The sequence below is a fragment of the Pontibacillus salipaludis genome, assembly GCF_014642405.1.
GTDB classification, from domain to species: domain Bacteria; phylum Bacillota; class Bacilli; order Bacillales; family BH030062; genus Pontibacillus; species Pontibacillus salipaludis.
In genome coordinates, this window is the sequence record NZ_BMIN01000005.1 from 149696 (window position 1) to 176136 (window position 26441).

At 43.4% G+C, this 26441-nt stretch carries 20 protein-coding genes; 12 read left to right on the forward strand and 8 right to left on the reverse strand.

From position 1 onward, the window contains the following. Position 1: 1 nt before the first annotated feature. The 4 genes from IEW76_RS07905 to IEW76_RS07920 are packed head-to-tail and all read right to left on the reverse strand — an operon-like array spanning position 2 to position 4159. A complete protein-coding gene (locus tag IEW76_RS07905; protein ID WP_188652591.1) occupies positions 2-1102 on the reverse strand; it encodes a GerAB/ArcD/ProY family transporter in 1101 nt (366 codons plus the stop codon). A 46-nt stretch (positions 1103-1148) separates the two neighbouring features. Continuing rightward, a complete protein-coding gene (locus IEW76_RS07910) occupies positions 1149-1364 on the reverse strand; it encodes a hypothetical protein (protein WP_188652593.1) in 216 nt (71 codons plus the stop codon). A gap of 3 nt (positions 1365-1367) precedes the next feature. Continuing rightward, positions 1368-2570, reverse strand: coding sequence for a Ger(x)C family spore germination protein (locus tag IEW76_RS07915; RefSeq protein WP_188652595.1), 1203 nt, complete (start codon positions 2568-2570; stop codon positions 1368-1370). Next, complete coding sequence (locus IEW76_RS07920; RefSeq protein ID WP_229721160.1) at positions 2567-4159, reverse strand: spore germination protein; 1593 nt, start codon at positions 4157-4159, stop codon at positions 2567-2569. The genes IEW76_RS07915 and IEW76_RS07920 overlap by 4 nt, the downstream gene beginning before the upstream one ends. A 477-nt stretch (positions 4160-4636) precedes the next feature. On the opposite strand from IEW76_RS07920, the gene IEW76_RS07925 reads away from it, so the two are divergent. The 3 genes from IEW76_RS07925 (at position 4637) to IEW76_RS07935 (ending at position 9151) form a co-directional block, all read left to right on the forward strand. Continuing rightward, the gene (locus IEW76_RS07925) at positions 4637-5122 is read left to right on the forward strand and encodes a DinB family protein (protein WP_188652600.1); all 486 of its coding nucleotides are present in this window, start codon (positions 4637-4639) and stop codon (positions 5120-5122) included. A 171-nt stretch (positions 5123-5293) separates the two neighbouring features. Beyond that, complete coding sequence (locus IEW76_RS07930) at positions 5294-5869, forward strand: TetR/AcrR family transcriptional regulator (RefSeq protein WP_188652601.1); 576 nt, start codon at positions 5294-5296, stop codon at positions 5867-5869. Positions 5870-5980: 111 nt separating this feature from the next. Beyond that, positions 5981-9151, forward strand: coding sequence for a bifunctional cytochrome P450/NADPH--P450 reductase (locus IEW76_RS07935; protein WP_188652602.1), 3171 nt, complete (start codon positions 5981-5983; stop codon positions 9149-9151). 553 nt (positions 9152-9704) lie between these two features. Here the strand turns inward: IEW76_RS07935 and guaC are convergent. Together guaC and IEW76_RS07945 are read right to left on the reverse strand one after the other, a co-directional pair. Beyond that, entirely contained in the window at positions 9705-10688 is a 984-nt protein-coding gene (gene guaC / locus IEW76_RS07940; protein ID WP_188652603.1) for a GMP reductase, read from the reverse strand. 171 nt (positions 10689-10859) lie between these two features. Continuing rightward, positions 10860-11123, reverse strand: coding sequence for a DNA alkylation repair protein (locus IEW76_RS07945; RefSeq protein WP_188652604.1), 264 nt, complete (start codon positions 11121-11123; stop codon positions 10860-10862). A 476-nt stretch (positions 11124-11599) separates the two neighbouring features. On the opposite strand from IEW76_RS07945, the gene IEW76_RS20815 reads away from it, so the two are divergent. Together IEW76_RS20815 and IEW76_RS07955 are read left to right on the forward strand one after the other, a co-directional pair. After that, positions 11600-14161 (forward strand): glycoside hydrolase family 68 protein, encoded by a 2562-nt coding sequence (locus IEW76_RS20815; RefSeq protein ID WP_229721161.1) that lies wholly within the window; start codon positions 11600-11602, stop codon positions 14159-14161. A gap of 93 nt (positions 14162-14254) precedes the next feature. Next, positions 14255-15826, forward strand: a complete 1572-nt coding sequence (locus IEW76_RS07955; RefSeq protein WP_188652605.1) for a glycoside hydrolase family 32 protein — start codon at positions 14255-14257, stop codon at positions 15824-15826. Here the strand turns inward: IEW76_RS07955 and IEW76_RS07960 are convergent. Together IEW76_RS07960 and IEW76_RS07965 are read right to left on the reverse strand one after the other, a co-directional pair. Continuing rightward, a complete protein-coding gene (locus IEW76_RS07960) occupies positions 15806-16282 on the reverse strand; it encodes a hypothetical protein (protein WP_188652606.1) in 477 nt (158 codons plus the stop codon). The genes IEW76_RS07955 and IEW76_RS07960 overlap by 21 nt on opposite strands. 38 nt (positions 16283-16320) lie before the next feature. Next, positions 16321-17106, reverse strand: a complete 786-nt coding sequence (locus tag IEW76_RS07965) for a serine hydrolase (protein ID WP_188652607.1) — start codon at positions 17104-17106, stop codon at positions 16321-16323. A gap of 304 nt (positions 17107-17410) precedes the next feature. On the opposite strand from IEW76_RS07965, the gene IEW76_RS07970 reads away from it, so the two are divergent. The 7 genes from IEW76_RS07970 (at position 17411) to IEW76_RS08000 (ending at position 26441) form a co-directional block, all read left to right on the forward strand. Then, positions 17411-18421 carry a LacI family DNA-binding transcriptional regulator gene (locus tag IEW76_RS07970; RefSeq protein ID WP_188652609.1) on the forward strand — a complete coding sequence of 337 codons (1011 nt, stop codon included), beginning with the start codon at positions 17411-17413 and terminating at the stop codon, positions 18419-18421. A gap of 45 nt (positions 18422-18466) precedes the next feature. Next, entirely contained in the window at positions 18467-19816 is a 1350-nt protein-coding gene (locus IEW76_RS07975; protein WP_188652611.1) for an ABC transporter substrate-binding protein, read from the forward strand. Between the two features lie 210 nt (positions 19817-20026). After that, a complete protein-coding gene (locus tag IEW76_RS07980; RefSeq protein ID WP_188652716.1) occupies positions 20027-21298 on the forward strand; it encodes a carbohydrate ABC transporter permease in 1272 nt (423 codons plus the stop codon). Positions 21299-21310: 12 nt separating this feature from the next. Further along, positions 21311-22138, forward strand: coding sequence for a carbohydrate ABC transporter permease (locus IEW76_RS07985; protein ID WP_188652613.1), 828 nt, complete (start codon positions 21311-21313; stop codon positions 22136-22138). Positions 22139-22156: 18 nt separating this feature from the next. Further along, on the forward strand, positions 22157-23860 hold the full coding sequence (locus IEW76_RS07990; protein WP_188652615.1) for a glycoside hydrolase family 13 protein: 1704 nt from the start codon (positions 22157-22159) through the stop codon (positions 23858-23860). A 216-nt stretch (positions 23861-24076) separates the two neighbouring features. Next, a complete protein-coding gene (locus tag IEW76_RS07995; protein ID WP_188652618.1) occupies positions 24077-24829 on the forward strand; it encodes an SDR family NAD(P)-dependent oxidoreductase in 753 nt (250 codons plus the stop codon). A gap of 259 nt (positions 24830-25088) precedes the next feature. Further along, positions 25089-26441, forward strand: coding sequence for a TrkH family potassium uptake protein (locus IEW76_RS08000; protein ID WP_188652620.1), 1353 nt, complete (start codon positions 25089-25091; stop codon positions 26439-26441).

Sequence of the window (26441 nt, forward strand, 5' to 3'; positions counted from 1 at the left end):
TTCAGGAACGTTTGAACAACTTTCTAATAAGTGTTGCGATAGCAATAAGCAAAGGATAAAGAACGCCAAATGTTGCTGAGTAATAGATCCAGGTCGTCTGGTTCCACTCAGATGCATAGATGCTACTAGGGTAAACGATTAGTGATAGTACAATGACGAAAATACCTAATGGGAAGGTAAGGGAACGATAACTGTTCACCTTAAGAACTTGAGATAGAGCGGTAACGGCAGCATAAAAGTATAAAGATAACTTAAAAAAGATTGTTAATATCCAAGAAACCGCGATGATGACTTCGATTCTTTGTATTAATCCTTCTATGTTAAGTGTTTTTGCTAATACATAAGTTGGATAGATATGATGGTGTGTGTACTCTACCCCGAGGACGGTGGTGGTAATGAAGGTGGCTGCTAAAATGGTTAACATAGCAAGGATATAAGCGATTGTTACTTTCTTCCCAACACTTTTCTTTTCTTGAACTAGTTTCGGATAGACCATGAATAAGACCATCAGAGGAAATGTCGAGATGCTAAGGTCAAACCACGCCCCTTTAACAATATCTTGTGCTCCTATATCAAAAAAGGGTTTGATCTTATTAAGATTCATACTCGGTATGCTGAAAACAAACACGATCGTTAACAAAAGAACCACATATGGAAATAAAAGCTCACTTGTTCTAGCTATGGTTTCAATTCCTAAGTAGACGCCATATATAACAACGAACATGAACAAGATATGAATAAAGGGCTGAGGCGTTTCGTGTAACATTTGAGTAACCATGAAGTGACCAATCGTCCACAGCACGGTGGCAGCGCTCACGAGTGCAAATACAATGAAGAATAGAGTGAAAATCGTTCCCACCCACTTGCCAAAAAGGAGTCGGTTCAGATCTACAATGTTATGATCCGGATACCATATACTGATGAGCAGGTAGAAGAGAATAATAGCTACACCGATCATCATTCCAACAACAACACTTAACCAAGCGCTCTCTTTTGCTATATTTGCTAAGGAAGAGGGAGAGAGTAAAATCGATGTGCCAATCACAAATAAAAATAGAAACAAAAGGAATTGTCTTAGATTAATCTCTTCTTTACCATGCATTCATACTCTCTCCTTTCCTTGGATGTTTTCTAGAAACCTTTAGGTTCTATTGAAAGAGACTGTGAACGGGATCATATACGATAGAAATTCCATCGAGTGGATTTGGGATAGGAAGCCCAAGTTGAGAAAGGATCAATATCGTTAACGACAAACCCATCGTGAAGATATAAAAAAAGGAGTCTCGTTTGAGGGATTGCTTCCATAGTGCTCGAATCTGAATCCAGCTAATCGATAGAATAACCCCGTAAAGAATTACCCACATCGTTTACTCCTCCTTTTTAAATTCATAAGGGTTAGAAATGGTTCCTGTTCGGTTGATTTTAACAGTGGCCTCTACTGTAACTTCCACTTCAGGGAATTGTTCTTCCCACCCATCTTTAATAGTTCTCCAGTACTTCGGTTTTGTTCGATGAATAAGGTCCCCGAAACCAAAAACGTCACTCTTAAAATCTTCTTGGACATCAGAAACTGTGTCGTTAAAGAGGATGGAGAGTTGTTCACTAAAGTGCTTTTCTAACTGTTTAATCGTATCTAATTTCATCAAGTCTATTTGGCACTCCACATCAGCAATATTCCCTTCAACGGATACCTCCACGTTAAAATGAGGCTCTCCGTCTTTTATCGTTACCGTTTTATTACTTGACGCCTCCATGACCTCGAGAGTGATACTGCCTTCCTTATCTTTACATTCGAAATACTCAGCTGTATTCTTTACATTTCCCATAATGTAGTTATAGCTTGTACTCTGAAGTTGATCCATCCAGCCAATTAACTGATCTCCTTTGAAAACACCAAGAGAATCAACACGGACATCGGTAGGTGCGCCAACATCTTCTACGTTACTGAGGTTACTCCCTCTTTTAATATCACCAACATTGTACACACCGCTTATCACAGGTTCCTTCCCATCTTCAAGAATGGTCGAGATTAATTGCTGTATTTTGATGATGAGAGACGGAGCCCAGTATTCGCTTGACGTTTGCATAGAGAAGTACATCTTATTAGCAGGGATTTTCTCCATAGGAGTCAAGATCGTTAACAAATCGTGAGCTTCCATTCCCTTTGCTACAGCAATATGAAAGTCTGTTCTAAATTCATGGTCCCTTGTCAGGAAATCAAGTGTTTCGCTAATGCCGTCTCGTGCCAATTCTTCTCCAAAAACGACTTTTCTGATGTGAGACAAATATACCTTCCGGGGCGCTTTATCGGTTAGTCCTCTTAGCGCTTCAAACAAGGAACGCCCTTCACTTGTATATGTTGTCACAGCAGTTCTTGTTGAAATCGTCTTCGCTGCGACTTCTGCTGGGTTAATGATTTGGACGGTAAATTTATAACCATTTTCCGTCTTATCAAGGCCAAGTCCAGTGGCGATAGCTATTTCGTCTAATTCTCGCTTACTCCAGCAACCTGTCAAACTGGTTAGTAAGAAAAGGAGGGTAAAGCTTAAGAGAAGTAATCGTCTCTTCATGATGAATCCCCCTTTTTTGGTGATCGAGATGTAGGTTTTGGTTTGTGCATGTTCTCTCGATCTATGTTCTTTTGGTTAATTAAACGTTGGCGTGTAAGTAGCCCCCACCGAGGAAACCGGAGTATAGTATCCTTCTGATCGCTTGTGATGTATGGGGCGAGAGGGCTTAAGTATGGGACGCCAAAGGATCGTAAACTCGCAAGGTGTAGAGCGAGAACAATTAATCCTAGTAAGATTCCAAATAAACCAAACGTCGCAGCTAGGATCATAAACAGGAAGCGGAGCATGCGAATCGAGATCGCGAAATTAAAGCTTGGTGATACAAAGCTTGAGATCGCGGTCAAGCTCACGACAATGATCATGGCACTTGATACGAGTCCTGCTTCTACCGCTGCTTGCCCTAGAACGAGTGCTCCCACAATGGAAATCGCCGATCCTACCGCTTTTGGCAGTCTTACCCCAGCTTCTCGTAAAATCTCAAAGGTAACCTCCATAATGAGCGCTTCAACTAATGCAGGAAAAGGGACGCCTTCTCGTTGGGAAGATAGGTTGATAAGGAGAGACGTTGGAATCATTTCCTGATGATAGGTTGTAAGTGCGATATAAGCAGAAGGGGTAAGAAGAGCCAGAAAGAAAGCAATAAAACGTATGAGGCGTACCAGGGTTGCAAAGTCTGATCGTTGATAATAGTCTTCTGGTGACTGAAAAAATTGCATAAATAAAGCAGGGACAAGTAATACAAAAGGTGATCCATCTACGATGATGGCGACACGACCTTCTAATAGACCGGCTGCAATGCTATCTGGACGTTCTGAATTATAGACAGTTGGGAAAGGGGTATACGTCTCATCCTGGATCAGTTCTTCTACATACCCGCTGTCTAACAAAGAGTCAATATTGATCTGGTTTAACCGTTTATGAACCTCTTTAACGATTTTTTCGTTGGCAATTCCATTCATGTAAACGACGGCAACATCGGTTTTCGTCTTGGTCCCTATGGCTTGAGTCGTAATCCATAGGTTCGGGTCTTTAATCTTACGGCGGAGTAAAGCAGTGTTCGTTCTTAGTGTCTCTGTAAACCCATCTTTAGGTCCTCGAACAACTGCCTGTGTACTTGGTTCTTCCACACCACGGTCCTGCCACCCCCTGGTACTTACACATAGAGCTTTTGTTTCCCCTTCTAAAAATAAAACCGTATCTCCGGATAGAACATGGAGGAGGACGTCGTCTAAGGTTTCAAGTTCATCTAGTTCCCCGGCAGTTAAAACATGATCTCGAACCGTATAGTACATGCCTTTGTTTAAAGCTTGCTTACTTAACTGCGTTTGACGAACGTCGGACATGAGAGTTTCTAAAAGGGATTCATGGACCGTACTTTCATTAACAAGGCCATCTGTATATACGACAGCTATTTTTACGGTTCGCTTTTCTCCGATTTTAAACTTTCGTATGACAATGTCTGTACTCTCCCCTAAAGAATTCTTAATATAAGTAAGGTTTTGAGGGAGATCCGTATCAATCGGTGTCGGCTGATGTTCTGTCTGTTCACTATTCTCTTTTTTCGTAAATAAACGAAATAACTTTTTCATAACCATCCCTCATAAAAGGCTGACTTAGTATGACTTTGCTGCTCTAAAGAGTGAAAGCGTGCCAGGCACCCTTTAGTACAGTGATGTGACATAGGGTGCCAGACACCCTTTAGCGCTATAAAGTGCAACAGGGTGTCTGGAACGCTTTAGTTGGCTGAAGTAGCCACGGCATGTTCTGTCTTATGCGTGTCGAATCTACCCGGGGCGCTTGCGCTTTTCTTGATCTAGCTCCAGCGCCCAGATTCTCGCGACATAAGTCAGACCACTCTGTGGCAAAGATCGCCACGGCGTGTTCTGTCTTATGCGTGTCGAATCTACCCAGGGCGCTTGCGCTTTTCTTGTTAGCTTCTACATTGTTTGGTAATTCATACATATTGTCCGTGATTATCTTTAAATCGAGATAGGGGAGGGGTTTGGGCGTGATTGGGGGAGGGGAATGTGGTAAAGTGGGAGAGGAAAAGATGAAAGGATGATTCGATGTACGGTTTAGAAGAGAAACGCCAACAAGTGTTAGACTATTTAAATAGCCTGTCAAATGAACAAGCGTCACAAAAGCCAGATGAGAATACTTGGTCCGTGCTTGAGATAGCGGAACATCTTTATTTAATGGAAGGGTTCATCATCCAGAAGATTGATAAAACGATCCGTGGTGGTGAGCGTGTTGAGACGACTAAGAAACCGATCCACCATACACCTGATCGTTCCCACAAAGTTGATGCACCTGAAGGCTTGAAGCCGAAGGGAGATTTCAAAACCGTCCAGGATGCGCTTGAAGGATTGAAGCGATCTCGTGAAGCTACGTTATTCCTTCTTCACAATAAAGAAGAGGAAACCCTTCAAAGTTATTCCTTCCCTCATCCTGTATTTGGGGAGATGTCACTTGAGCAATGGGCCGAGTTTATTGGTTGGCATGAGCTACGTCACCTAGATCAAATGAAAGAAACGGTTGAGAAGAATAAATAGAATATTCGGGGAGAAACCCGGGGCTATTAGTCCCGGGTTTCCTAGTGCAATAGATGGATTTTACTGCGTTCTTTTCACCATAAATTGACGAGGAAACCTGATCATTTTTATACTTAACATAGAGGGGAATGAATGTTCATTCCGCTCGGGATGTAATGGAGGGGTACCACCATGGAAACAGCGACTAATAAACGTGAGGATATTTTAGAGGCCGCTCTTGTGCTATTTGCGGAGAGAGGCTTTGATGCGACAACTATCCCGATGATTGCAACTAAGGCTAATGTCGGGGCAGGCACGATTTACCGCTATTTTGTGAACAAAGAAACACTAATGAACCAGCTTTTCAGAGAATACGTGACACGATTCCTCGAAACGTTACGAAGTGGTTATCCAGATAACGGAACATGTAGACAACAGTTCAGTCATATATTTAACAGTATGGTTCGGTTTACATTGGATAATGAACATGCTCTATATTTCATTAAAACGCACAATCGACCTCGTGTGCTCGATGAGGAAAGTCTGGCATTATATCAAGAACTGTTAGATTTTACGCGTGACTTTTTTGAAGCAGGTATAGAGATGGGTAAAATTCGAAGGATGCCAGCGAATGCGCTTATTGCCATAGTATTTGGCGCGTTTATCCAACTACACCAACTCGTTCGTGAAGGTGCGGTGGAGGAAACGATCGAATTGTTACGAGATTATGAAGAAAGTTGCTGGGATGCAGTTAGAGCTCATGAATAGCTCTAGTCTGCTTATACCGGAAGCGGAATGAACGTTCATTCCGCAATAAACCTCAATTACATCTCTTCTATCGCGTTTCCTATTAATTTATATAAGAAGGAATGATCGAGTATGACAAATGCTAGACAGATTCCATCCCCGAAGACGTATGGACCGCTCGGGAGTCTACCTCTAATTGATAAAGAAAAAATGATGCAATCCTTTATGAAACTTGCTGACGAACATGGGCCAATCTTTCAATTTCAATTCCCAGGTCGAGTAAGTACAATCGTTTCGAATCATGCTTTGGTTTCGGAAGTTAGTGATGAAACAAGATTTGATAAAACCGTAGGGCCAGCCTTGCAAAATGTAAAACCTTTTGGTGGGGACGGATTATTCACTAGTGAAACCTCAGAGCCAAACTGGAAGAAAGCACATAACATCTTACTTCCAAGCTTCAGTCAGCAAGCCATGAAAGGCTATCACGATGAGATGGCAGACATAGCTGTGCAGCTCGTGCAGAAATGGTCGCGCCTAAATGATCATGAGAGTATTCAAGTGACAGACGATATGACCCGTCTTACGCTTGATACGATCGGGTTATGTGGCTTTAACTATAGGTTTAATAGTTTTTACAGGGAAGAACTGCATCCCTTCGTTCAAAATATGGTCCGTGGTTTAGATGAGGCTATGAATCAACTCCAGCGTGTAGGATTGCAGGATAAATTAATGCTTCGAAAAAAGCGTCAATTCCAGCAAGATATTCAAGGGATGTTCTCACTGGTCGACCAGCTGATCCAAGATCGTAAAGAACAAGGAGACCAAGGAGAAGATGACCTGCTTTCTCATATGTTAAAAGGTCGCGATCCTGAGACAGGTGAAAAGCTAAGTGATGAGAATATTCGCTTTCAGATTATTACGTTCTTAATTGCAGGACACGAAACGACAAGTGGCCTGTTATCGTTTGCCCTTCATTACTTAATGAAGAATCCGGATGTACTAGAAAAAGCGTATGCTGAAGTGGACGAAGTACTAGGTGACAGTGGCGTACCGTCTTATAAACAGACGAAGCAGCTTAAATATGTTCGCATGATCTTAAATGAAGCGCTTCGCTTATGGCCAACAGCCCCTGCCTTTGGCCTTCATGCGAAAGAAGATACTGTCATTGGAGGGGATATTCCGATTGAACAAGGTCAAACGGTTATGGTACTCCTCCCTCAGCTACACCGAGATCCGGCCGTTTGGGGTGAAGATGTGGAAGCCTTTAAACCAGAGCGCTTCGAGGATATGAAATCCATTCCACAGCATGCATTCAAACCATTCGGGAACGGTCAACGAGCTTGTATCGGTCAGCAATTTGCCATGCACGAGGCGACGCTTGTGTTAGGAATGCTTTTACAAAACTTCAAGTTTATTGATCATGACAACTACCAGTTAGATGTAAAAGAAACCTTAACGTTAAAACCTGAAGGCTTAACAATGAGAGTACAGCCACGTCGTTCTCAAATGGCCTTTCAAATGACAGCACCAAAGCAAGAAAGTGATCAAAAAGAAAGTAAGAAGGAAGCGACTGTTCCAAAACACGGTACCCCACTTCTTCTTTTATACGGTTCAAATTTAGGAACGGCAAAAGGTGTGGCTCGAGAATTAGCTGAGATTGGGGAAGCGAAAGGTTTCTCATCTCATATCGCCTCCCTTGATGAATACGCGGGGCTGATGCCTCTAGAAGGAGCGGTGATCATTGTTTCAGCTTCTTACAACGGGAACCCACCAGATAATGCACACGAATTCGTTGCTTGGCTCGATTCGGCTGGTCATAATGAGCTTGATGGCGTTCATTATGCTGTGTTCGGTTGTGGGGATCGAAACTGGGCGAATACGTATCAAAGCGTTCCAAAGCTAATTGATGAACAAATGGCTGAAAAAGGAGCTACCTCCATTGCTACCCGTGGTGAAGGGGATGCGAGTGATGACTTCGAAGGCCAGTACGAAGCTTGGGAAGAAGAATTATGGATCAAGCTTGCTGAAACATTTGATCTCGATCTTGAAGGGGATACAGGTCAAACGGCCAATGCCTTAACGGTTGAATTTGTAGATGGTGTTACGAGTACCCCACTTGCGAAAGATCATAAGGCTTTCACAGCACGTGTCTCTCAAAATAAAGAGTTGCAAGGGGAAACAAGTGAACGAAGCACTCGTCATTTAGATATCCAGTTGCCAGCAGGCGTTTCTTATAAAGAGGGAGATCATCTTGGTCTAATTCCACAAAACAACCAAGAACTAGTTGACCGCGTACTTCGCCGTTTCTCTCTCGACGGGAAAACGTTTATGGTTCTAAGCGGAAGCAGTGGGAAGACTGCTCACCTTCCATTAGATCACCCCGTAAGCATCTCTGACTTGATGACACACTACGTGGAATTACAAGAACCTGCAACCCGTGCTCAAATTCGTGAACTAGCGGCAAACACAACATGCCCTCCTCACAAAGTGGAGCTTGAAGATCTCTTGCAGGATGAAGTGTATAAAACAGAAGTGCTTGGAAAACGCACAACCATGCTTCAATTATTAGAAAAATATATGGCATGTGAACTGCCATTTGATCGCTTCGTTGCCTTATTGCCACCATTAAAAGCTCGCTATTATTCCATATCGAGCTCACCTAGTGTGCAAGAGTCTACACCGAGCATTACCGTAAGTATTGTACGTGGACCTTCCTGGAGTGGCGATGGGGAATACAAAGGAGTCGCAAGTAATTACCTTGCTTCTTTACAACCAGGTGAAGAGGTAGCTTGCTTCATTAGCACACCTCAGTCGAACTTCCAGCTTCCTGAATCGAGTGAAACGCCAATGATCCTAATCGGACCAGGTACAGGTGTGGCACCGTATCGCGGGTTCTTGCAAGCTCGTAAGGCACTCAACGAGTCAGGTCATAAGCTCGGTGATGCGCATCTTTACTTCGGTTGCCGTCATCCTGAACAAGATTATTTATATCAAAATGAGCTCGAATCTTATCAGGAAGAGGGACTCGTGAATCTTCACACCGCTTTCTCTCGTTTAGCAGGCGAAGAGAAAACGTATGTGCAAGACTTACTTCGTGAAGATCGTGAGCATGTAATTGAACTCTTAGATCGAGGCGCTCGTCTCTATGTGTGCGGTGACGGAAGTCAGATGGCACCAGCTGTTGAAGAAGTATTAATAGAAAGTTACGAAACGATTCATTCTGCCACTCGTGAAGAAGCATCAGAGTGGTTAGATGGTTTACAGCAAAAAGGAATTTATGCAAAAGATGTTTGGGCTGGATAAGGATAGAGAGCGGAACCAATTGAGGTTCCGCTTTTTTTGTGATGGAGAGTTTTTAGAAATGACAAAAGGTGAGGCGGAGTGGCGAAAGGGCGCGTAGGAATGACGAAAGCCTAGTTCAAAATGTTTAAAGGGCAACTGGAATGACGAAAGAGTATCTGTAATGGCGAAAATGGAGGTGGTAGTGACGTAAAAAGAATGGGGAATGACGAAAGAGGATTGCGAAATGTTCAAAGGGCATTCGGTATGACGAAAGAACATCCCCAATGACGTAACAGCAACCTGAATGACCAAAGCCAGCACACCTTAACAAGTACATAAAAAAACGAGCCGCCCCGGCTCGTTTTTTCTGTATTCAAGTCCAGTCTATACGTAGCTACCAGGGCGCTGCCGCTTTAGCTTACATCCAGCTCCAGCGCCCAGCAACTAGTAGACTTCCCTCACCTCCGGTCGATCAGTCAACATCGATTCGCCTGTGGCTCATGGTGTTTCCTTGATCTCACTGTGGTTCAGTCTAGTCTATACGTTGCTAACCGGGCACTTCCGCTTTAGTAGTTTAGTAGACTTTGTCTCCATTAAAGATCGAATTCTTTACAACTACGTAATCTACGTGTTTGATCCCATCAAGGTCTGTTCCGCCAGCGTAAGAGATCGCAGACTGGAGGTCTTGTTGCATTTCAACTAGCGTGTCTTCAAGAGAGCCTTTGTGCTCGACGAACATTTTCTTGCCTTCTACGTTTTTCTTCTCACCTTTTTGGAACTCAGAGGCAGAGCCGAAGTATTCTTTGTAGAGTTTTCCGTCGCGCTCAACTGTTTCACCAGGGGATTCTTCGTGGCCGGCGAATAGGGAACCGATCATCACCATTGTTGCGCCGAAGCGTACAGATTTTGCGATATCGCCATGTGTGCGGATTCCGCCGTCTGCGATGATTGGTTTTGAAGCGGCTTTCGCACACCAGCGAAGCGCTGCTAGTTGCCAGCCACCTGTACCGAAGCCTGTTTTAATCTTTGTAATACATACTTTTCCTGGTCCAATGCCAACTTTTGTGGCATCAGCGCCGGCATTTTCTAATTCGCGAACGGCTTCAGGTGTGCCGACGTTTCCTGCAATAACAAATGTAGCAGGTAGATGGTTCTTGATATGTTGAATCATTTGAATGACTGCATTGGAATGTCCGTGCGCAATGTCAATTGTAATATAATCGGGTACAATTCCTTCTGCTGCAAGTTCTTCGATGAATCCGTACTCTTCTTCTTTTACACCGACACTAATTGAAGAGATAAGCCCTCGTGTTTTCATATCCTGGATGAAAGCACGGCGAGTCTCAGGCTCAAAGCGGTGCATCACATAGAAGTACCCTTTCTCAGCTAAGAATGTTGCGATTGTTTCATCTATAATGGTTTGCATATTAGCAGGTACGACAGGTAGTTGAAAGGTATGGTTGCCTAACGTCACTTTTGTATCACATTCTGAACGGCTGTTAACGACACATTTTGCCGGAATTAATTGAACATCTTCATAATCAAACACATTTTCCATTGTTTACACCCCTAAAAGACGAATATTTAAATTCGTTTAAATCGTTATCGTTCGTACATTATGTAATGTAACGTATTTACGGATAAATGTCAAAAGAAAACCGTATTAAAGTTCGGAAATGAGTAATAAAAAAAGGACCAAAATCTCTGTTGAGACTTGATCCCTCTTTATTTACGAACTTTTATTGTATTCCGCTCGTTTAATAAACGATATTTCTTCTTCGATTACACCACATGCTGCACATTGAACCCGAATGTCTGGACCTCGATATTGCATGTGCATAGGCTGAGAGGATAGATCCTCATATTCTTCAACAATTTCACCTGTCTGAGGATTTTTCTTTACGGGTGTAACTACTTGTTCAATAAGGTTAAAACGTGTTTTGTTCGTTTTGCAGCTCGGACAAAGATAAGGAGAAGAGTGTTCAGTGTTCATGAATGAAAACCTCCTTTGTTGATTTTTTTTAGTATGTACACATTTACATTCTTTACTCGGGACTCACTTGTTTGGGTATAAAGTTCAGGTGTCAATGCACTTTTTGTAGGATTAAGGAATTATGGAATCAATTCCACACACTAAATTTTTCCTTTATAGTGGATTTATTTCCTTTTGAAAGCGCATAGAAAAAATTTCAAATGATAACCACCTTCTGAACCACTAGCAGATGGGTAAATGAACTTATTTCGTAACCAAGCTTATCTAGGTCATTTGTATTTATTTTTATCAAACAAGGCAATCGGTTGCGCTTGTTTTTAGTACCGTTTTCATTGTCGGTCTTATCAGTCGATTAAGTCATAAGAACCAAATCATGTAAGCCTTCCAGCTATTTCTAAAAAGCTTTGACGGGGAGGGTTTTCGTAGCATACCGTTAAGACGCACCACAAAAACAAACCCAAATGGAGGGATATCACTTGAGTAAAAAGAAATCAACTTTTACAAGACTGGCATTAACAACTGCACTTATTAGTACATTATTTGCAACTTCACCGATGCAGTCTGTAAAAGCAGAAACGACGGACACAAATTCAGTAACAACTGCAGAATGGACGCGTCAAATGGCGCAGAACTTTGTGCGCACAAGTGAGAACACAGCACCAGAAATAAGCGCTGACTTTAAAGTGGTCGCAGATGATCTATGGATCTGGGATACATGGCCGCTACGCAACCGCGATGGTTCTTTAGCTGAGATTAATGGTTATAAAGTTCAGTTCGCATTAACAGCTTCTAAAGAATATACGTGGAGCGGACGTCACGATCACGCTGTTATCCGTTACTTCATCTCTGAAGACGGGGAAAACTGGGAAGTCGGCGGCGTAGCGTATGACCCTGAGAAAGCATACGGTTCTCGTCAGTGGGCCGGTTCTGCAATGGTAGACGATTCCGGAAAAGTTACGTTATTCTACACAGCTTCAGGTCGTAAGGAAAACGAAACAGCCCAGAACCACTTCGAACAGCGCCTTGCCAAAACAGAACTATACATGTTTGAAGATGAAGGTGAGTTTACAATTGAGAATACGGGTGACCACCAAATTCTAGCTGAGGCAGATGGTACATATTACGAAACGCAAGATCAGAAAACAGGAAGCATTATTTACTCCTTCCGTGACCCTTGGTTCTTCCAGGACCCAGAAACAGGCGAAGAGTACATCCTGTTTGAAGGAAATACAGCAGGTTACGATAAGGAATTAGATCCAAGTAACATTGGAGATGAAGAATTCCGTGCAACACACGACGTTCCAGAAGGTTCTGAAGACTTCAACGGTAACATTGGTATTGCAAAAGCTACAGATAAGAGCTTGGATAACTTTGAGCTTCTTCCTCCACTTCTTGAAGCAGACGGTGTGAACCAACAATTAGAGCGTCCACATATCGTTGTGAAAGACGGGAACTATCACTTATTCACGATCAGTCACCAGTTTACGTTTGCCCCGGGTCTTGATGACGGAATCGACGGCTTATATGGTTTCGTAAACGACTCTCTTCGCGGCGACTACAAGCCAATGAATGACAATGGTCTTGTTGTAGCAAACCCTGAGAGCGATCCATTCCAAGCGTATTCTTGGGCGGTTCTTCCGAATGAGAACGTGATCAGCTTTATAAACGAATTTTCGGACAATGGCCAAGATATTAAAGGCGGTCAATTCGCACCAACACTTGAAATCAACCTGGACGGAGAAAACTCTGAAATCACAGGCGTTTTAAACGAAGGTGAAATTGATTACCCAGAAACAGAAGAAGATACAACTCCAGCGTGGAGTGCTGAATCTCTTGAAGATTACCAGCTTACTGAAGAAACAACTGCACCAAACTTTGATGTAGAAGAATTAGATCAAATGACAGAAGATTATCATGTATGGGATACGTGGCCTCTACGTAACAAAGACGGCTCGATTGCAAAAGTGAAAGGTCAATACGTTCTATTCTCACTAACGGCTCCATCAGACGTATTACCAGGTAAACGTCATGATATTGCAGAAATTCGCTATTTCACGTCTAAAGACGGTCAAAACTGGGAGCTTGCCGGAGAAGTATTTGAAGGTGACGACGCACTAGGTTCTCGCCAGTGGGCCGGTTCTGCAATGGTTGAGAACAATGAACTTCATATGTTCTACACGGCTACAGGACGTAAAGGAGAAGAAAACCTTTCTTATGAGCAGCGTTTAGCAACAGCTTCTGCAAAGATGACAGGACAAAACGGTGTTACGTTTAAAGATTGGTCTGAACACCAAGTTATTTTAGAGCCTGAAGGTGAACTGTATCAGACACAAGAACAGTCTGAAGCTGGCGACATCGCGTATACGTTCCGTGACCCATGGTTCTTCCAAGATCCACAAACAAACGAAGAGTACATCTTGTTTGAAGCGAACACACCAGGGACACCACTTGAGCGTGCTCGTGAAAACCACAAGCCAAATGAATTCGCAACGATCTTCAACGGTTCAATTGGTATTGCAAAAGCGACAAACGATGATTACACAGAGTTTGAAGCACAAGAGCCACTTCTTGAAGCGGAACGCGTGAACCAAGAGTTAGAGCGCCCGCACATCGTTGTAGAGGACGGGGAGTACTACCTGTTCACAAATACGCACAAGCACAAATTCGGTCCAGGACTTGCTGGTGAAGACGGACTTTACGGTTTCAACGCTGACTCTCTTAAAGGAGATTACCAGCCATTAAACGAAAGTGGTCTTGTCATTGCGAACCCTGAAGAAGACCCGTTCCAAGCTTACTCTTGGATGGTTATGCCGAACATGAACGTTTTAAGCTTTGCGAACTTCGATAACCTAAATGGTCTTGAAATTGGCGACTTAGGCGCTCAATCTGAAGACTATCAGTTCAACCATTTTGGTGGAACTCTAGCACCAACGTTACAACTTGATGTTGATGGAATGGAGACTTCTATTGAAGGAACTCTTGATCAAGGTCAGCTATTTGAAGACACAAACAATGGAAAAGCAAAAGGGAAGAAGTAATCTCTCACTGATCCATTAAATAGAGACGACGAACAAAGAGTAGCTAGTCTGATGGTGGACTAGCTTCCTTTGTTTTTTTAAAGAGGTGAGGACATGACGAAAAAAAGACAACTGCTGGTTAGTAGTATGGTTATAGTAGTATTTATTGTAGTGGTTTCCATCTGGTATGTCCTGCAAAAAGAGGATCCAAAGCAGATAGAGGAAACAACTGAAGCGAGCCAGGCATCATACGACGAAACGTGGCGCCCTCAATTTCACTACACTCCAGCTAAAAACTGGATGAACGACCCGAACGGCATGGTTTACTATAAGGGAAAGTACCATTTGTTCTATCAACACAACCCTAAAGGGGACCAGTTCGGTAACATGAGCTGGGGGCATGCGGTGAGTGAAGATCTCATCCATTGGAAAGAGCTTGACGTAGCGATGGAGCCTGATGAAAATGGAATGATTTTTTCAGGAAGTGTTGTCGTGGATGAAGACAATACAAGCGGTCTCTTCCAAGGCGATGAGGGAGGGTTAATTGCTTATTATACAAGTGCTGGTGATGTCCAAGACCAGCGTCTGGCTTATAGTACAGACGAAGGAAAGACGTGGACGAAGTATGAAGGCAACCCTATTGTACCAAACCCAGGTATAAAAGATTTCCGTGACCCAGTCGTGATGTGGCATGAGGATTCAGAGAAGTGGATTATGCTTCTTGTAGCTGGAGATAAAGTGATGTTTTACGGTTCTGATAATATGGTAGATTGGTCATATCTAAGCGAATTCGGTTCTGATCACGGCGCTCACGGTGGCGTATGGGAGACTCCTGAATTGTTCGAGTTGCCCGTTGATGGTAATCAGGATCAGAAGAAATGGGTGCTTCAGGTCGATATGAACCCAGGGAGCATTGCTGGTGGTTCAGGCGGCCAGTACTTCATTGGTGATTTTGACGGGAAAGAATTTAAACTGGATCGGGGTCAAACGGAAACGAAATGGACCGATTACGGGAAAGACTTTTATGCAACACAAGCTTTTAATAACATGGATAAAGTCATTTGGATTGCATGGATGAGTAATTGGCAATATGCCGCTGACATCCCGACTTCTCCGTGGCGAGGGGCTATGAGTCTCCCGCGTGAAGTCAGCTTAACGACAAACGATCGTGGTGAGATGCTTCTCACTCAGCAACCGGTCAAAGAGTTGGATGATCTTCGCGGTGAAAAGTTGATTGAAATGGAGAACCGGACGCTTGATGGAAGCATGTCGCTTCCTGAATTTGATGAGCGCACGTATGAAATCGTGGCGACCTTCAGAGTAGATGAAGCGGATGAGTTCGGCTTTAAAGTCGCTCAAGGTGAAGGGGAAGAAACGATCGTAGGCTATGATGATCAGAACAACTACCTCTTTACTGATCGCAACAACTCGGGAGTAACAGATTTCCATCCTGAATTTGGTGGCGTCTTCCGTGCACCGATGGAAGCGATGGATGGATACACGATTAAACTTCACATCTATGTGGACGAATCTTCTGTAGAAGTGTTCGGGAATAATGGACAGAAAGTGTTAACAAATCAGATTTTCCCGTCTGAAGGAAGTGATGATCTGTCGATTTATTCTTATGGAGGCAACGTTACGATTGAGTCGCTGGAGGTTTATGATTTAGAGTCTATGCATGAATAAAAAAAGAGCCTGGCTGCTTGGAGTAGCCGGGCTCTTTTTTGTTTGGTGATCGGCGATGGCTGGAAAACTTAGTATCATGGCCGGAATCTTGGGACGCACGGCCAGAAAGCAGCTTGGGACGTCCGGAATCCCGCGCCGCACGGCCAGAAAGCAGCTTAGGACGTCCGGAATCCTGCGCCGCACGGCCAGAAAGCAGCACATCACAGCCAGAATCCCGCGCCGCACGGCCAGAAAGCAGCGCACCACAGCCAGAACCCCGCGCCACACGGCCAGAAAGCAGCTTAGGACGTCCGGAATCCTGCGCCACACGGCCAGAAAGCAGCTTAGGACGTCCGGAATCCCGCGCCGCACGGCCAGAAAGTAGCTTAGGACGTCCGGAATCCTGCGCCGCACGGCCAGAAAGCAGCGCACCACAGCCAGAACCCCGCGCCGCACGGTCAGAATGCGGAACACCACGCCCGAAATCCTACTCCAGATGAACGAAAAAGAACATCTCAATCATCTAAAAGGTGATCCACTACCAGTTGCCCTATGGAAGCAATCAGTTCACGACCTTCCTGGTTTCTAGCAAGATCATCAGTTAAAACAGCAGCGTAGACGGTTTCGCTTCTATATTTAAACACCCCCACGTCATGCTGAGCGCCTTCGAGTTCGCCTGTTTTGTGAAAGATCTCGATTTCTTTTGAGGATGTAAAAGAGCCGAGCATGTCTTTAAATTGTTGGTTATATAAGATCTGTCTCATTGTCTTTTGTTCTTCTTTCGTAAAGAGTGGATGAGGTTCGTTGATGGCTAGAAAACATGTCATCATATCTTGGGCGGTGGTGCGGTTCTCAAAGCCTTTCTCGATTGCGGAATGATCCATAAAGAAACGTTCTAGAGCTGAATCTTGGCAATCAAGTTGTTTCATGAGCGAATTCACACTTTCCATGCCGACAGCTTTTAACACTAGGTTAGCAGCCGTGTTGTCTGATACGATGATCATCAGTTCGATTAGCTGGCGTAATGTGTAGTTTTGCTGTCCGGATAAATAATGAATCACCCCAGCGCCTCCGACTGACTCTGATGGGGAGATCGGGTGAGGATCATCAAGATTTAGTAACCCGTCTCGATCTTGGCGGAAGGCTTCCATCATGATGGGGACCTTAATGATGCTTGCTGCTCGGAACGGATGGTTATGATTGATCGAAACAATGGAACGATTGTTGAAGAGAATGGAGACTGATGCTGAGGCAGTTGTTTTCGTAATAAGGTTATCTATTTTGTTATGTATACTGTTCATTAGCGTTCACCTGCACTTTTTAGGAGAGTTTAATCAAGATGTGATCCTTTTTACCATATCAGATGATCGTAACCTATGGCTAGGTAAGGGAACACAATCGGGTCTTAAAATTGTCAGAATTTGCAGAAATTCGTCGCACGGTTTAGGTTGCTTAGTCATATGGGCTAATATATAATCAAGTCAACAAATTGAAAACGGTTTCAAAAAGTGGTTCAGTACATATGCCTACGTTTTGAATCTTTTATTCTAGTCATTTTTGAAACCGATTTCAAAAAGTCTTCTCCCACAGAAAGGGGGGGTGGTTATGGTTACAATTGATGATGTGGCGAAACGGGCAGGGTTATCTAAATCTACCGTTTCAAGAGTGATTAACGACTACCCGCACGTATCCATTAAGAAAAAAGAGAAAGTGTTTGAAGCGATGAAGGAACTCGGATACGTTCCCAACTCATCGGCGAGGAGCTTGCGAAATAAGAAAACACAAATGATTGCAGTTCTAGTACCCCGAATCATGAACCCATTCTTCGGCCAGTTGGCAGAATCGATGGAAATACAAGCAGCGAAACATGGCTACCAACTATTAATCTGTCAGACGATGTACTCGAAAGAAACTGAGCTTAAGCATTTGGAGCTTTTAAAAATGAGGCAAGTTGATGGCATGATCTTAACGTCAATCGAGAACGAATGGGACGTAGTGAAAGAGTATTTATCCTATGGCCCGATGATTCTTTGTAATGAGTTTGAGGAGGAGGCTACGATCCCTACTGTTAAGTTCGATCAGATTCACGGGGGATACGTTGCGACAAAACACTTGATCAGGCAGGGGCACAAGAAGATTGCCTACTGCACAGGTGGGCAGAAGAGTAACGTGGGCCAGCATCGTCGAAGGGGATTTAATCTTGCGTTACAAGAATATCATTTATCTTTTGATGAGCGGTATGGATTTTATGACGCGTTTTCTATTGAAGATGGCATCCGTATTTTTAAACACATTCATCAGATGCCAGATCCACCTACCGCTGTCTTCACAGGAAGTGATGAAGTAGCAGCAGGGATTATTACAGGAGCAAAGGAATATGGGGTGAGCGTTCCTGAAGCGTTAGCTGTCATCGGTTTTGACAATCAGGTGATTACAAAACTGATGGACCCGAAGATTTCAACGGTAGAACAGCCGATTCCTTTTTTAGCGAAAAGGGCGGTTGAAGTTATGGTAGATCGAATTTCTCATAAAGGGAACGACCAAGAAGTGTATGAGTATCCACTAGAGTTAATTATCAGAGAGTCAACAGTCAGTCCAATCCGGGCTGTTGAATAAATCGCTTTTATGAAAGCGGATTCAAAACTAAGGGGAGGTCTTTTGATGAAAATGAAGCACTGGTTGTTGTCGCTTATGTTGGTGTTTGTGTTGGCCCTTGCAGCTTGTGGTGGAGATGATGATACAACATCGTCTACGGATAATGAAGATGATTCTACAACGGAAGAAACAGACACATCTTCAGACAATAGCGAAGAAGAAGCTGAAGGATCTGATGAAGTTGTAACACTTGTTTATGCACGCGGGCAAGACTCTACAGAAGGCACAAATAAAATCATAGAAGCCTTCAATGAGCAACATCCGAACATTCAAGTGGAATTTCGTGAAATGCCTTCTGATACAGGGCAACAGCACGATCAATATGTAACGATGTTAAACGCTGAGTCATCTGAGATTGATGTTATGGACTTGGATGTTGTATGGCCAGCTGAGTTCGCACAAGCTGGGTACGTGCTTCCGCTTGACCGTTTCTTACAAAAAGACGGCATCAATACAGATGATTACAACCAGGGAGCTCTATCTGCATCGTCCTTTAACGGAAAGCAGTGGGCACTGCCGAAGTTTATCGATACAGGACTATTATTCTATCGTACAGATATTATCTCTGAAGACCAAGTACCAACGACTTGGGATGAGCTAATTGTTTCTGCTAAAGAGAACAAGGGAGCAGAAGGGACAGAGTTTGGATACTTAATGCAAGCGAAACAATACGAAGGACTTGTATGTAACGCGATTGAATTCATTGCTTCATATGGCGGCTCCATCCTGAATGAAGACGGTGAAGTCGTAGTAAACAGCCCGGAAACGATTAAAGGAATTGAGAAAATGGTAGAAGTCGCTTCTTCTGATTTCGTTCCTGGAAACGTAACAACGTTTACGGAAGTTGAATCTCACACAGCCTTTATTGAAGGACAGTCTCCGTTCATTCGTAACTGGCCTTACCAATGGAATCTAGCAAACGATGAAAATGAATCGAACATCGTTGGAAACATCGGAGTGGCACCACTTCCAGCAGGTGATGCAGGTTCTGCAGCAGCACTTGGTGGCTGGATGACTGCGATCAACAAATACTCTGAGCATCCACAAGAAGCTTGGGAATTCGTTAAGTTTATGACAGGTCCAGAAGGTCAGAAGATCTCTGCCATTCATGGTGGCTTAGCGCCAACACTTCCAGCTCTATTTGAAGACGAAGAAGTGCTTGAAGCGAATCCGTTCTTTAAACAAGAAGGTTTCCAGAATGGACTTGAAGCAGCTGTTTCTCGTCCAGTAGCGCCAAACTATCCAGAAGTATCTGAAATCATTCAAATCAACGTATCAAAAGCGATTGCTGGAGAGGTTACTCCAGAAGAAGCAGCAGCCAATATGGAAAAAGAATTAAAAGAAGTGATGCAGTAAGTCCATTCAGAGAGATGAAGATAAGGGCGACTCTTTCTTCCAACTTTATAAATGACAGTCGTTTATATCGTAGGAGGGAGGAGTGCCCTTTTTTACTCTCCTGAACCCTTTAGGGCAATAAAGGAGGAGGTAGTCGTGTCGACTCGGCTGAAAACGTCAAAGCAGGATGTCACCACGAAGGTAAATGATTCAAAGAAGAAAGAGAGAAGAATGGGTTACCTTTTAGTTGCTCCGTCGTTAATTCTTATATTGGCCATAGCGATTTGGCCAGTTATGCAATCCTTTTATTTCAGCTTGTTTGATTATCGATTAAATGACCCAACGAAGTCTAGCATTCATTTAGATTATACGCTTGATCTTGAGAGGTATTTGAATAACCAGCCCTTCTTAGTCAGTGCGCTTGACCAAGAGATTGATGATGCACCACCTGAAGTTCAAACCCAACTCCAGGAAATGAAAGCAGAGTTAACGGAGTTTGATAAGCAGTTAAAAGCTCAGGACGGTGTGGCAGGTCCTTATGAAGAGGTGGATGAACTCCTTTTCAACTTTGAAGTTCCAAGTGAGGATCTTAAGTTTGTGGAGATTGATCGATCATTCGGACAGGAGTTTGATGAAGAGTTTGCTTCTATTAATGAAGAACTAAATACGTTGCAGGATGAAGGCGTCTTGCAGCAAGGAGACAAGCTCACAGGACTCTCGAATGCTTTACTTAAAACGGTCGTGGAGTCAAACTTTATCGGTCTCGACCATTATAAAAATAGCTTAACAGAAAAGCGTATGTGGGTCTCCCTTATGAATACAGGGGTATTCACTGTCATTTCCGTAGGATTTGAGCTTGTCCTAGGTATGGGGATTGCCCTTCTTATTAATAAAGCATTCTTCGGTCGTGGTATGGTGCGGGCCGCGATTCTAATACCATGGGCGATTCCGACGGCTGTATCCGCTAAAATGTGGGGCTTTCTTTACGATGGTCAAAACGGGATTATTGCTAAATTCTTTGCTGATATAGGCCTTATCGATCAAATGAGTACGCTTTTGACTACTCCATTTGGGTCGATGGCGGCGGTTATTTTAACAGACGTTTGGAAGACAACACCTTATATGGCCCTCCTTTTACTAGCTGGGCTACAAACCATTCCTGGTTCCTTGTATGAAGCATCTTCGATTGATGGAGCGAGCAAATGGAAGCAATTCACGCAAATCACCCTCCCGCTTCTTAAATCGAGCATTCTTGTCGCATTGTTGTTCCGTACGCTCGATGCCTTCCGGGTTTTTGATTTAATTTATGTATTAACAGGTGGAGGACCAGCGAATGCGACAGAAACAATCTCCATCTTCTCTTATAAAGTCATGTTTGCTCAAACGAACTTTGGAGAAGGTTCGGCGCTTGCGGTCATCGTGTTTATCTGTGTAGCGATTATCTCAATGATTTACATTAAATTCTTAGGCTCAGACTTACTTGGAGACGGAGCGAAAAAATAAGGAGTGATCAGGATGCAGAAAAAAGCAGGGGTAGGCTTTTACCTATTCTTAGCGGTATTTATTTTCATCATCATGTTCCCGTTTCTGTGGATCTTATTGAGCTCCGTCAAACCGGTAGCTGAATTATTTGGTGATGAAGCGTTCAATTGGTTTACAAGCAATCCAACGGTTGAGAACTATGTGTCTGTTTTTGTGAACTATCCGTTCTTGAAATACTTATGGAACAGTACTGTCGTAGCGACGATTACCACCGTTTATACCGTTTTTGTCGCAGCATTTGCAGCGTACGCGATTGCGCGTCTTGAATTCCCTGGAAAAACCGTCATTCTTGGCGTCGTATTATCTGTCTCGATGTTTCCGCAAATTGCAACGATTTCGCCGATCTATATTTTTATGAAGAATTTGGGTTTAACGAATAGTTACCTCGGGTTAATTATTCCATATACGACCTTTGCATTACCTTTATCGATCTGGTTACTCGTTACGTTTTTCCGTAAGATCCCGTTCGATTTAGAAGAGTCTGCGAAAATGGACGGTGCGTCTATGATGCAGACGTATTTCAAGATTATTTTGCCACTGGCTGTGCCGGGAATTTTTACGACAGCAATCTTAGTGTTCATAGCAGCATGGAACGAGTTTCTGTTTGCTTTAACGATTAATACAGCTGAAAGTCATAAGACAGTGCCGGTTGGTATTGGCATGTTCCAGGGACAGTACACGATTCCTTGGGGAGAGATTACTGCGGCAACGGTTATTGTGACGGTTCCGCTTGTCATTATGGTGCTGTTATTCCAGCGTCGAATCGTATCTGGTCTGACTTCAGGTGCTGTAAAAGAATAAAAGAGGGGGATTTAAGAAATGGAACAATCAACGCAATGGTGGAAGAACTCGGTCGTTTATCAAATCTATCCGAGAAGCTTTAATGACAGCAACGGTGATGGTATTGGAGATTTAGAAGGCATTATTGAAAAGCTTGATTATCTTGTTGAGCTTGGGATTGATGTCATCTGGCTCTCACCGATCTATAAGTCCCCTAATGATGATAACGGCTATGATATTAGTGATTATCAGGACATTATGACAGAGTTCGGTGATCTTGAGACGTGGGATCGCTTAATTACAACGATGCACGAGAAAGGGCTTAAGCTTGTGATGGACCTTGTCGTCAATCACACGTCTGATGAACATCCTTGGTTCCAAGAGGCGAAGAAGTCAAAAGACAATCCGTATCGTGACTTTTATATTTGGCGCCCACCTAATGAAGAGGGGAAAGAGCCGAACAACTGGCTTTCCTTCTTCAGCGGTTCGGCGTGGGAGTATCATGAGCCAACGGGTGAGTACTATCTTCATTTATTTACGAAAAAGCAGCCAGACTTAAACTGGGAGAATCCTGATGTGCGTCAGAAAGTGTACGAAATGATGCGCTGGTGGCTAGATCGCGGTGTCGATGGATTCCGCATGGACGTTATTAACTTAATTTCAAAAGTCGAAGGGCTACCGGATGCGCCAGTCACGAAGCCTGAAGATGAATTCCAGTGGGGCAGCGATTACTTCGCAAATGGCCCTCGCTTCATGGAATTTATGCAGGAGATGAAAGAGGAAGTACTTGATCATTACGATATCCTGACTGTTGGAGAGACTGGATTTGTAACGCCTGAGGAAGGGAAGCAGTTTACGAATGAAGATTCAGGCGTACTATCGATGCTATTCCAGTTCCAGCACATGGATGTTGATGCCCAGCCTGGTGGCCAGATGGGCAAGTGGGAAGAGAAAGATTGGAAGCTCACCGAGTTAAAAGAAATTATGTCGAAATGGCAAGTGGAGCTCTTTAATAAGGGTTGGAACTCTCTATACCTTGAGAACCACGACCAGCCTCGATCGGTTTCTCGCTTTGGTGATGATGGGGAGTATCACGCTGAGAGTGCGAAGATGCTTGCAACGTGGCTTCATATGATGCAAGGCACGCCATATGTCTATCAGGGCCAAGAAATCGGAATGACAAACGTGCACTTCCCATCGATTGATGATTATGAAGACGTCGAGATCCGTAACCTGTGGCAGGATATGGTTGTTGAGAAAGGGCATGACCCGGACAAAATTCTTAAAGCGATTCATGAAAAAGGCCGTGACAATGCGCGTACACCGATGCAGTGGGATTCGTCTGAAAACGCCGGCTTCACATCTGGTACCCCTTGGCTAAAAGTAAATCCGAATTACGACCAGATTAATGTTGAGAAAGAACGCGAGAATTCTGATTCGATCTTTCATTACTATAAGAAGCTAATCGCTCTTCGGAAAGAACATGAGGTCATCGTAAATGGCGATCACAGCCTCATTTGGCAGGAAGATGAGGAAGTGTATGCGTATAAGCGTGAACATGAAGGAGAAACGCTTGTCGTAGTAACGAACTGGACAGGGGAAACAATTGAACGTCCATGGCCAGAAGACGTAAGCTTCGATGGAGCTTCCGTTATGATTCACAACTATAGCGGTGCACCTGATGCATCTAAAGAAGGCATCACCCTTCGCCCATACGAAGCCGTCGTTTACCACCAAAAATAAAGACTCAAAAAGCAAGTAGCTGCTACCAGTTGCTTGCTTTTTTGCTTTAGAGTAGTAAAGGGTGCCAGGCACCTAGTAGTACTTTAGAGCAAGAAAGGGTGTCTGGCACGCATCTTCGCTTTAGAGTGCTAAAGGTTGGGTAATGTTGCCAGGTTTATAGTAGTAGGTCTTTTGGGAAAGTGTAATGGTGTGATACTACTTAAGGAGGTTTTTGAGATGAGTAAAGTTGCAGTAATTACAGGTGCAGGTAGTGGGTTAGGTCGCTCTACAGCTCTTCGTCTAGCAGAAGATGATGTGAATATCTCTGTTGTAGATATAGATGAAGAAGGCGGTAATGAAACGGTCAAGCAGTTAAAAGAAGCTGGTGTTGACGCGATCTTTATTAAAGCTGATGTCTCAAAATTTGATGAAGTAAAGAATTATGTAGATGAGACTGTCAATCACTTTGGTACCATTGATTATTTCTTTAATAACGCCGGTATATCAGGAAGCGGCGGCTATTTCTTAGATACAGAAGTAAGCGAAATCGAAAAGATTGTAGACATTAACTTAATGGGCGCATTATATGGCGTTCGCTATGTGGCTGAAGTAATGGTCAACAATGGCGGAGGAGCGATTGTCAATACATCTTCAAGTGCAGGTGTAATTGGTCAGGATTCCGTTGTGACCTATTCTGCTACAAAACACGCCATGATTGGCTTAACGAAAAGCTTAGTTGCTGAGTACGCAAAAGATGGCCTTCGTGTGAATGCCATTGCACCAGGTCCAACTGAGACCCCGATGGTGAAAGAATTCTTTGAGAATAACCCGAACATGAAAGAAAGTGCTGAAAATGGTATTCCTCAAAAACGACTAGGCACACCAGAAGAAGTAGCTGAATCCGTAGCCTTCTTATTAACATCTAAAGCGCAGTATATTAACGGAGATGTTATTCGAATTGATGGCGGCTTCACAAGTACGAAATCTTAAATACATTCACCTAGATAAAGACTAGGTGCATACGAACCCAAACGTGAGCGCAAAGTAAAAGCGCTCACGTTTTTTTAATCACAATACTTTATCAATGCACAGTGTGAAAGGGTGCCAGACACGCGTTATTGCTTTAGATAACTAAAGGGTGTCAGGCACGCGTTAGTGCTTTAGGGTGGAAAAGTGTGATTTGAATAAAAGGGTTGCTTTTTGGGGGGAGCAGGAGTTAAATAAAGTATAATATAGAGAATATTTTTTGATGTTTTGTTGGAAGGGAAGGGTGAGGATGAAACGGAGAGACAAGCAAATGGAGTGGAATCCGCCCCAGATTTTAATTACCACGTTTCTGAGCCTGATTGTATTAGGTACTTTAATTCTTATGTTGCCGATTTCGACAACAAATGGAATATCTATTATCGATGCACTGTTCACATCTACATCTGCAATGACGGTTACGGGGCTAGTTGTAGTCGATACGGGGACGGCTTTTACTTACTTCGGTGAAATTGTCATTATGGCACTCATTCAGCTCGGCGGATTAGGGATTATGACGTTTGCCGTTTTAATCTATCTCGCATTAGGCAGGAAGATTGGCATTCGCGAGCGTTTATTAATTAAACAAGCACTTAATCAAAATACAATTGGTGGCGTCATCGCTTTGGCTAAGCGATTGTTAATTTTCAGTTTGATCATGGAAGCGATCGCTGTTGTGTTCCTTTCACTTGTTTGGGTTCCAGAACTCGGTTGGGGTCAAGGACTCTATGCAAGTGTGTTTCATGCGATATCTGCGTTTAATAATGCCGGTTTCTCGATTTGGTCCGATAGTTTATCCGGATATGTAGGTGATCCTGTCGTAAACATCGTCATCACCATTTTATTTATCATAGGTGGAATCGGATTTACCGTTGTGTTTGATATGTGGCAAAGCAAAGAATTCCGGCAGCTTTCTTTACATTCGAAGCTCATGATTGTAGGTACCCTTGCGATTAATATTTTTAGCTTTCTCATGATCTTTGTCCTTGAATACAACAATCCAAATACGCTTGCCTCCATGACGACGCCAGATCAGATTCAATCTGCTTACTTCCAGGCCGTAACGCCTAGGACGGCAGGGTTTAATACGTTAGACATTGGTTCAATGGAACACGCCTCTCTTTTTTACATGATTATTCTCATGTTTATTGGTGGAGGAAGTGCGTCAACAGCTGGTGGCATTAAGTTAACGACTGCACTTTTAATTGTGCTAGCCACGTTTACGTTTTATAAACAGAGAGAGGAAGTCGTGACGTTTAAGCGGAGCCTTCCTTATTCACTAGTACTAAGAGCCTTGTCTCTTGCTATGGGAAGTGTGTTCGTTGTCCTTGTGGCTATTTTTGTCTTAAATTTAACCGAAGATGCACCTTTTCTAGATATCGTATTTGAAGGAGTTTCTGCCTTTGGTACAGTGGGACTGTCGATGGGATTAACCGGAAGTTTGACCATCATAGGCAAAGTAACGATTATCTTAACGATGCTCGTTGGAAAATTAGGGCCCCTAACCTTCGCGTTCGCTTTTGCCAAGCATCGGATTGACCGAGTCAAATATCCGAAAGAAGACGTACTAACGGGGTAA

Excerpts from the sequence above, each read along its gene's own strand:
- IEW76_RS07945 (WP_188652604.1), bottom strand. The coding sequence starts at position 11,123 with ATGAACACTGAACACTCTTCTCCTTATCTTTGTCCGAGCTGCAAAACG.
- IEW76_RS07975 (WP_188652611.1), top strand. The coding sequence starts at position 18,467 with ATGAAAATGAAGCACTGGTTGTTGTCGCTTATGTTGGTGTTTGTGTTG.
- IEW76_RS07985 (WP_188652613.1), top strand. The coding sequence starts at position 21,311 with ATGCAGAAAAAAGCAGGGGTAGGCTTTTACCTATTCTTAGCGGTATTT.
- IEW76_RS07905 (WP_188652591.1), bottom strand. The coding sequence starts at position 1,102 with ATGCATGGTAAAGAAGAGATTAATCTAAGACAATTCCTTTTGTTTCTA.
- IEW76_RS08000 (WP_188652620.1), top strand. The coding sequence starts at position 25,089 with ATGTTTTGTTGGAAGGGAAGGGTGAGGATGAAACGGAGAGACAAGCAA.
- IEW76_RS07930 (WP_188652601.1), top strand. The coding sequence starts at position 5,294 with ATGGAAACAGCGACTAATAAACGTGAGGATATTTTAGAGGCCGCTCTT.
- IEW76_RS07990 (WP_188652615.1), top strand. The coding sequence starts at position 22,157 with ATGGAACAATCAACGCAATGGTGGAAGAACTCGGTCGTTTATCAAATC.
- IEW76_RS07925 (WP_188652600.1), top strand. The coding sequence starts at position 4,637 with ATGTACGGTTTAGAAGAGAAACGCCAACAAGTGTTAGACTATTTAAAT.
- IEW76_RS07910 (WP_188652593.1), bottom strand. The coding sequence starts at position 1,364 with ATGTGGGTAATTCTTTACGGGGTTATTCTATCGATTAGCTGGATTCAG.
- IEW76_RS07970 (WP_188652609.1), top strand. The coding sequence starts at position 17,411 with ATGGTTACAATTGATGATGTGGCGAAACGGGCAGGGTTATCTAAATCT.
- IEW76_RS07980 (WP_188652716.1), top strand. The coding sequence starts at position 20,027 with ATGGGTTACCTTTTAGTTGCTCCGTCGTTAATTCTTATATTGGCCATA.
- IEW76_RS07915 (WP_188652595.1), bottom strand. The coding sequence starts at position 2,570 with ATGAAGAGACGATTACTTCTCTTAAGCTTTACCCTCCTTTTCTTACTA.
- IEW76_RS07935 (WP_188652602.1), top strand. The coding sequence starts at position 5,981 with ATGACAAATGCTAGACAGATTCCATCCCCGAAGACGTATGGACCGCTC.
- IEW76_RS07965 (WP_188652607.1), bottom strand. The coding sequence starts at position 17,106 with ATGAACAGTATACATAACAAAATAGATAACCTTATTACGAAAACAACT.
- IEW76_RS07995 (WP_188652618.1), top strand. The coding sequence starts at position 24,077 with ATGAGTAAAGTTGCAGTAATTACAGGTGCAGGTAGTGGGTTAGGTCGC.
- IEW76_RS07920 (WP_229721160.1), bottom strand. The coding sequence starts at position 4,159 with ATGAAAAAGTTATTTCGTTTATTTACGAAAAAAGAGAATAGTGAACAG.
- guaC (WP_188652603.1), bottom strand. The coding sequence starts at position 10,688 with ATGGAAAATGTGTTTGATTATGAAGATGTTCAATTAATTCCGGCAAAA.
- IEW76_RS07955 (WP_188652605.1), top strand. The coding sequence starts at position 14,255 with ATGACGAAAAAAAGACAACTGCTGGTTAGTAGTATGGTTATAGTAGTA.